The 6,876-nt window shown below is 51.3% G+C and carries 7 protein-coding genes; 1 reads left to right on the plus strand and 6 read right to left on the minus strand.

Annotated features, from left to right (window positions below; all coding sequences use genetic code 11):
- Positions 1 to 82 precede the first annotated feature (82 nt).
- From Q8O92_07695 to Q8O92_07705, 3 genes are all read right to left on the minus strand, one after another.
- Complete coding sequence (locus Q8O92_07695) at positions 83 to 298, minus strand: hypothetical protein (protein MDP2983196.1); 216 nt, start codon at positions 296 to 298, stop codon at positions 83 to 85.
- Positions 299 to 967: 669 nt separating this feature from the next.
- A complete protein-coding gene (locus Q8O92_07700; GenBank protein MDP2983197.1) occupies positions 968 to 1,138 on the minus strand; it encodes a hypothetical protein in 171 nt (56 codons plus the stop codon).
- The gene (locus Q8O92_07705; GenBank protein MDP2983198.1) at positions 1,117 to 1,341 is read right to left on the minus strand and encodes an addiction module protein; all 225 of its coding nucleotides are present in this window, start codon (positions 1,339 to 1,341) and stop codon (positions 1,117 to 1,119) included. Before Q8O92_07705 ends, Q8O92_07700 begins: the two co-directional genes overlap by 22 nt.
- 260 nt (positions 1,342 to 1,601) lie before the next feature.
- On the opposite strand from Q8O92_07705, the gene Q8O92_07710 reads away from it, so the two are divergent.
- A complete protein-coding gene (locus tag Q8O92_07710) occupies positions 1,602 to 3,056 on the plus strand; it encodes a C69 family dipeptidase (protein MDP2983199.1) in 1,455 nt (484 codons plus the stop codon).
- Positions 3,057 to 3,140: 84 nt separating this feature from the next.
- Here the strand turns inward: Q8O92_07710 and Q8O92_07715 are convergent, their stop codons facing one another.
- From Q8O92_07715 to dapA, 3 genes are all read right to left on the minus strand, one after another.
- Complete coding sequence (locus Q8O92_07715; GenBank protein ID MDP2983200.1) at positions 3,141 to 4,421, minus strand: hypothetical protein; 1,281 nt, start codon at positions 4,419 to 4,421, stop codon at positions 3,141 to 3,143.
- A 353-nt stretch (positions 4,422 to 4,774) separates the two neighbouring features.
- Entirely contained in the window at positions 4,775 to 5,698 is a 924-nt protein-coding gene (locus Q8O92_07720) for an alpha/beta hydrolase (protein ID MDP2983201.1), read from the minus strand.
- Between the two features lie 15 nt (positions 5,699 to 5,713).
- Positions 5,714 to 6,595, minus strand: coding sequence for a 4-hydroxy-tetrahydrodipicolinate synthase (gene dapA / locus Q8O92_07725; protein ID MDP2983202.1), 882 nt, complete (start codon positions 6,593 to 6,595; stop codon positions 5,714 to 5,716).
- Positions 6,596 to 6,876: the final 281 nt, after the last annotated feature.

Raw genomic sequence — 6,876 nt, forward strand, 5'->3', positions numbered from 1 at the left:
AACTCATTTGTATTGTGTTTGTTCGTCGTTATTTGTCTAACTACAATATAATACAATATATTAGTTGATGCACTGCCTTTTTTTATGAATAATCCGGGCTAATAAGTTCTCTTGTTATAGCCCCAGGATTTCTATTGTCAACCTCACGTACTATTTCAATAGTGTTTCCAAATACTTTCTTTAGAGCCGGAATAATAATCCCTTGGTATATAAAATCTGATTCCTCCTTGCCACCTTTATATTCACCATGATTGCCTGATGGCATCATTACAAAACACATTTTTGTTTTATTTTCCATTTCCTTCAACCTCCTTATTAAATTTTGGCTATCTCATTCATATCCAAACTATTTTGGATATACTTCAGAAGCCTAACGACACGGTTCAGCGGCGGCGGTACGCCGTCCGCTGCAGCCGATTGTTAGCCAGAATATCATCGTTAGTATGACGGGACATTGCCGATCCAGACACTTCCGCAAGCATCACAGGATGAGCAGAAGTACTGTTGGTTGTTCTCGCCTGTCCCGCTGCATCGGGAACAGACCACTCTCGGAAAACACTTCACGATAGCGCCGACACCTTTGCAGACCTGGCAGAAGTATTCTTGGTTATTCTCTCCGTTACCACGACAACGTCCGCACTTGAGAACTCCCACGTCCCTATCAGCCCAATCCGCTGGTACTCTGAGCAATGCCTTGCCAGTTCCCTTGCACACGCTGCATGTATACTCCTGGTCGTTCTCTCCTGTACCGTTGCATCTTCCGCACCTGACCAAGAACGCGTCCGGAGAGCGCTCGATAATAACGGCAGTGTAGATTGCTATTTGCATTCAGTTCCTCCGGCTAACTACTGTTTATATGGTTTCCAGATAACACTCACTGCGGCGCGGCCAGTCAGCATAACACACCGGAACAAGGTGAGCGCAGAGACTCAGGGAGACCGAGTTAAGCGAATTGTTCGGCATTTACTTACAGTCTGTTTTTCCAGTATTCTGGGTTTCGATGAAAGTGCATAACGGCAACAATGAATATGCCATAACCCAACCCGATTTCTACTTCCTCGAAATAATCAATGGCTTCAACAAATTCTTTTTCTGCTTCAGGATGAAATGAATAGTTCATTTCGAGAACCTGTTCCATATTTTCTGAAATACTTCTTCGCCCGGAACGGGTTGGACTTCCCCGGAACGCAACTGCTCCAAGCGCCTTTTTGCTACTGCAGCCCATTTCTTATCTATCTCGGATTCCGGCGGATTCAAACTCTTCAACAATGAATCAGCAACCATCGCCCGTTCTTCAACAGATAACGAAATTACCTCAGCTATCAGTTCTTTGGTTTTCATGAAATTTTTACCCTCCGGTAAATACTTTTGATGCATACTGTTGTTTATCAGGTTTCCTTATAAATTTCAAGAGAATTATAGAAAATTGTGAATCTAAAAACAACTGTTTTCTATATTTCAGGGGTTCAATATGTTGAATCCTGCTTTGAATCAGGTGAATCATGTTACAGGGCTTTTCTTGACTTGACAATTGAAACCGGTGAGGCTTATTTATCTTCATTCATATTAACTTCCCTCAAATAATAAAAGGGTATAGACTTGTGAAAAAGATCGTTCTTTATTCCATCGCTTTTCTGCTTTTTGTAGCGCTCAGTTCTTTTGGGGCCGAACCGGCTGACTACCAGCAGTGTTTCGCCATTGTGGCGGGAAGGCTGGCCACCGCCGATGGCAGCGTGCTTTTCGGACACAACGAGGATAACAGTTTTAAAAATGTCGCCGGGATGCGGAAAGTCAAGCGCATGGAACATCCGGAGGGAGAATTGGTGACCCTCCAGGGCGGCGGACGAATCCCCCAGGTAAAAACCACCTGGGCTTTCTGGTGGATGCAGCTTCCGGAACAGAAATTCAGCGACTGTTTCTTCAACGAACACGGAGTCGCGCTGGTCACCGACAACTGCCCCTCCCGTGAGGACAAGCCGGATATCACCGAAGGCGGCATCGGAGGCCCGATTCTCCGTCAGATCGTGGCCGAGCGCGCCCGAACCGCCCGTGAGGGGGTGCACCTTGTCGGTTCGCTGATCGAGAAGTTCGGGTATATCGCCAGCGGAAGAACGCTTATCATCTGCGATCCCCGCGAAGGATGGCTGGTGGCGATGGTAAACGGCAAGCACTGGGTAGCCGAGCGGGTCCCGGACGACCGGGTTGCCGTTATCGCCAACACCTATACCATCCGCGAGGTGAATCTGAAGGATACCCGCAATTTCCTCGGCTCGGCCGATCTGATCGAGTATGCCGTCAAACGGGGCTGGTACGATCCCGCAAAAGGGCCGTTCAGCTTCGAGGAAGTCTACGCCGACCCCAAAACCAGGGTTGCCGCAGGCAACACCCACCGTCAGTGGAGCGCCACGAGACGCCTTGCCGCCGGGACAGTACCCCTGCCTGAGGAAGCCAGGCTCCCCTTTTCAGTGAAACCGAAAGCTCCGCTTACCGTTCGCGATATCACCGAAGCGCTCCGCGACCATTACGAGAACACCCCATACGAAACGGCGGCCAATTATCAGGAACGCCCGCCGCATAAACGTCACACCGCCACTATCTGCAGCCCCGGAACCAACCATTCCAGCGTTTTCCAGCTCCGTCCGGCGATGCCCTGGGGGGCCGGTTCGATATGGTGGATCGCTCTTCATCAGCCGTGTTCAGCTCCCTACATCCCGATTTATCTCGACGAGGACATGGTTCCGGCGGGTCTTGCTTTCGGCCAGGCAAGCGCGGCGGGCGACTCGACCGGGAAAGAGATTCCCTCTTCCGCGCCAGCTTACCAGGTATTCGGCAGGCTGGCGGTCTGGGTGGACGGCGACTATGCTTCAAGAATCCCTGCACTCCGGAAACAATGGAATCTGCTGGAAGAAACAAATTATAGTGTTCAGAAACAGTTCGAAGGGATAGTCCTCAAAGAAATGAAAACGCACCCGGACATCGCAAAAGAGTTGTTGGGGCGTTACACCCAGGGCATCCTTGCGCGGGCGGTGCAGCAGGCGGAGAAAGTAGAAAAGTGACAAAGCTGCAAAGTGACAAAGGAAAAAGAGAAGGCACAAAAGAAAGTCTGAACCTTGATTCGCTTGATTAAGGGATTAACTTGATTAAATGCCGATACCTGGATTCTTCTCTTCCGTTTTTACAAGCAGCTCCGGCCATAGGGGTTTATATTGACGGCCGTATTCGGTCCAGCAGGCCAGATTCATGGCGCGTGTCGGGCAGAGGTTGACACAGCTCATGCAGAGGCAGCAGGCGCCCCGCGCTTTCGGATACCCTTTTTTCATGGAGAGCCGCTCCGTTGGACAATACCGCACACAGAGACCGCACTGATTGCACCGCTTCTTCCGGGCATAATTCCAGTACAGAACGCTGTCGAGCAGCTTGTTGTCGAGCAAAAAGCCGAAGAGGAAGAGCGGGAAGGGAAGCAGAACAAATGGCAGCCCGGCAAATCCGCCACGGGCGAATTCCTCTCCTGACTCCACTACCCGGTCGATATCTTTTCTTAAAGGAAGAAATCGGTCCAGGAAAGTACAAACTCGGCCCGGCAGGAGGCGGAAAGTAGGGATGTTCATGGGATAGGTGGCCCAATTCCTGCCCATCACCCGGTATCCTTTCAGAGTGAGCAGCGCCCAGGCAGCCATCCCGGCATTCTCGGGGCCTCCGGCTGCCGTATACAGGACAAAGGCGGGTTTGCCGTTTCCTTTCGGCAGTCTCTTCAAAAGGTAGCCGCAGAACGTCCAGGGCGGTTTCCAGCCATAAACAGGGAAGGCGATCACGAGGGCATCACCGTTCAGGACAGCATCGAAAGTTTTATAGTAATGAAAACGGTGGATTACCACTTCCGCGCCGCCTTTCTTCGCGCCGCCGGCGAATTGAAAAGCGTAATGAGCCGTATTGCTTGAATAGGAGCAGAGGATGAGGTCGATGTTGCGTGGTTTTGGAGGAACTGCCCGGAGCGTGCTGAAACCGTAAATGGACATTCCTGTTACTGTAGCAAAGAAAAGAAAATATTCTGAAAAACCGCTTCCCCGTAAATCGAAACCGTTTGCCGCTGCGAACCAGAGAGCCGCAAGAGTCAGCGCCAGAATCACTGCTGATTTCGACCGTACTAGGTAGCTCGCAGTCATGAGCAAAAAAGCGGATAGAGAAAATAAGAGAAATATCTCGCTTTCTGATCCCCGGCCGTCAATTATCCAGAATATAATGAGAAAAATGGAAATATCCATGAACATGGATACCGAGCGGTAAAGAAACGCCATAGAAACCGCACCGGCCGCCCAGAACAGCAAAAAAGGAGAAAATTGAAAGTATTTTACTGAAACCAGTATCCCTGCTGCAAAAAGGACATATATCAGAAAAACGAGCCAGAGTTGATATTTCTGCAAGCCCATTACCCTCACCCCCTTCCCCTCTCTCAAAAAGGCGAGAGGAATATGTTGCATCCCTCCGGAATAAAGTAAATTTTTCCCAATATACAATTACTTTTAGCTCGGATTATTCATAAAAAAAAGGATTTTTTTCTATAAGCCTCAAAACTACAGCCCCCTAAATCCCCTAATGGGGGACTTTTAAAAACTGAAAGACAAAGCGTAACAGTTTTTTACTAATTATGTTTCACTTACATGTTATTACATGTACCATGTTAAGTCCCCCTTTGGGGGATTTAGGGGGCTGCCTTCCTATAATAATCAATTTAATCCCATAATCATGAGAATCAAGGTTTAGACAATATTTTTACTCATTTCGGAGTCACCAGCGTCGGTTTCCCCTTGAGATACCCCAGCGAGGCCAGGAATTGGTCTGCCATGCGGATGGCGTTGACCACCTGCTCGTCCGGCGTGGTATAATTCACAATCACAAAGGCGTGCTGTGTCTTGGGGAGCATCACCAGCTCGCAGCGGTTGCCAGCCTTCCGCATGGCCTCGGCGAAGCGCTGTCCCTGGCTCGGCGCCACATTTGTGTCGTCCAGGCCGTGCATGAGCAAAGTCGGCGGCTGTCCGGGCCTGATGTAAAAGAGCGGTGAAACCTTCCTTCCGATTTCCTCGCGGGTCAGGCCGGGAAATCCTTTCAAAGGGCGGCCTTCCGGAACGATACGGAGGAGATTGTCGCTGTTTAAATCCACCACGGGATTGTAGAGGAGCAGTGCGTTGCCCATGGCGCTGGTGCTCCGGTCCTCTCCGGGGGCTTCGAACTCTCCGCCGTCCATCACACCGAGACACGCCGCCAGATGGCCGCCTGCAGAGTCGCCCAGGATAGCGATACGCTTGGGGTCCACTCCGAGACGGTCAGCATTCTTCCGGATATAGCGTACAGCCGATTTGCAGTCCTCGATGCAGTCGCCCGGAGTCACCCCCTCACGGCTGGTCAGGCGATAGGAGATGCTAAACGCCGCCATGCCCCGCGAGGCGAAATAGCGGCTGTGCGGGAAGAAGAGCTGCGGGCTGCCGCCCGCCCACCCGCCGCCGTGGATGCAGACGATGGCCGGAGTGCGGCTTCCCGCCTTGTGGTGCGCCGGGGTGAATATATACAGCTTGAGCTGTACGCCGTCCGCCTCCTTGTACACTTCCTCCTTCGGCTCCGCGATAAGATTCAGGGGCACTTCCGCGCGGAAGGCCGGGGTGACGAGTAAAAACAGGAAAAATATGAGAAGTATGATGCGCATGGCGACTCCTTTATTTTACAGCAGCCCCATAGTTTTCAGGATGCCCCGCAGCTCGTTGCGCCTGGCTTCGGAGAGCGGCCCGACCGGGCGGCGGCAGGGCCCGGCGGGAAGCCCCTGCAGTGTCATGGCTTCCTTCACCACAACCGGGAATGTGCCCGCGGAGAAGAACTCCCGCAGGGGAACCAGTCTCTCCTGGAATTCACTGGAAGCTTTCAGATTCCCGGCAGTGAATTCTCGATAAATCCCTACCACGATGTCAATCGCGGCGTTGGAAGTGGCGGCGACTGCGCCGTCGAGGCCGGTCAAAAGCCCGGCATAGATAAGCTGGTCGCGGCCGATGAACACTTCGAACTTTTCCCCGCAGAGCCGCTTGTACCCAAGAGTCATTCCCATATCCCCGCTAGAATCCTTGATGCCCTTCATATTTTCCGAAAGCAGGCAAAGACGGGCCACTGTTTCCGGCAGTATATTCAGATGAGTCCGCCAGGGGTTGTTGTAGATGTACAGGGGAATATCCACCGCTTCAAGGATGGCTTTGTAATGCTGGTAAAGCTCCTCCTGGCTGGGGCTGATGTAGTAAGGAGTGCTGACCACTGCGGCATCGGCGCCCGCCTTTTTAGCTGCCAGGGTCATTTCTATGGCGCCGCGTGTGGTGATCGAGCCGGTTCCCTGGAGCACCGGAACCCGCCCGGCGACTGTTTCAAGGCAAATATCAAGCAAGCGGTGCTTTTCGCTTGCGGTCAGGCTGTATCCTTCCCCTTGCCCGCCGCAGGCGAAAATCCCGTGAACGCCGTGAGCTATCAGGTATTCGATAACCTTCCTATACCCTTTCTCGTCGATATTTTCCGCGGCATCAAATACCGTGACCACCGGGGTAACAATGCCTTTCAGATTCATAACCGGTTCTCCTGTATATTATGAAAACAATGTAAAATATCTCTCGTAAAGTTCGCAAAAAAGAATAAAAGAGAAAAAAAATTTGACAGGATTAACAAGATTTACAAGATTTTGGAAAATACAAAGAGTATAATCCTGTTAATCAGATAATGTCTGGTGCTGAAGTTTTTTTTACCCCCTTAAAAAGGGGGTCGCCGCTCAAGCGGCGGGGGGATCTTTATTCGCCGGGAAGAAGAAATCCCCCCTGCCTTTGGCATCCCCCCTTGTTAAGGGGGGAATAT

The organism is Candidatus Latescibacter sp., assembly GCA_030692375.1.
Lineage (GTDB): Bacteria > Latescibacterota > Latescibacteria > Latescibacterales > Latescibacteraceae > JAUYCD01.